The organism is Vibrio sp. JZG10, assembly GCF_054064075.1.
On sequence record NZ_JBSUGE010000068.1, the window covers coordinates 1 to 557 of the forward strand.

Sequence of the window (557 nt, forward strand, 5' to 3'; positions counted from 1 at the left end):
CAACGCATAGTAAAAATGCCACGCGTTGCGAATCCCTCTTGAACAGTTTGTTAGGTGCGTAGCCAAAGTTGGTAAAAGTCTGTTTCATCGTGCTTGGGATTCTTGCGCACGAACTCCCAACCATGGCGCTTATAGAATGTGAGAGCTCGATGGTTAGTTCGGCTTACTGAAAGTACAGCACGCACACACCCCGCTTTACTCAAAGTGCTTACAATATAATCCTGCACTTTTGGAGCGAGTCCTGAACCACGAAAATTCGGCTGTAAGTAAATGAGATGCGCATAACCAGTCTCCGGCTCGGGTGAAAAGCTACGAAACTCTAACTGCCCTGCAAACTGACCATCCACAAATATATGGATATAGAACCATCCTGATGTTGCTAAACGGTCTAAGACGCGTTCACGATAACCACTGATGAAGTCGTCGAAACCATCGTAATGCCCAAAACTACAAAAGTATGCATCTTTTCTCGCAGCAACGCATAATTCGCAATCATCAATGTTTATCTGCCGAAAAGCAATTTCCATACTTACCTTTTCCTTCAAGCACCTAACGCC

At 44.9% G+C, this 557-nt stretch carries 1 protein-coding gene; it reads right to left on the reverse strand.

Annotation, left to right across the window (positions count from 1 at the left end; translation table 11 throughout):
• Positions 1-50: 50 nt before the first annotated feature.
• Complete coding sequence (locus ACWYVB_RS24165) at positions 51-527, reverse strand: GNAT family N-acetyltransferase (protein ID WP_268980094.1); 477 nt, start codon at positions 525-527, stop codon at positions 51-53.
• Between the last annotated feature and the right edge of the window lie 30 nt (positions 528-557).

Coding starts and splice junctions, on each gene's coding strand:
- ACWYVB_RS24165 (WP_268980094.1), bottom strand. CDS start 527: ATGGAAATTGCTTTTCGGCAGATAAACATTGATGATTGCGAATTATGC.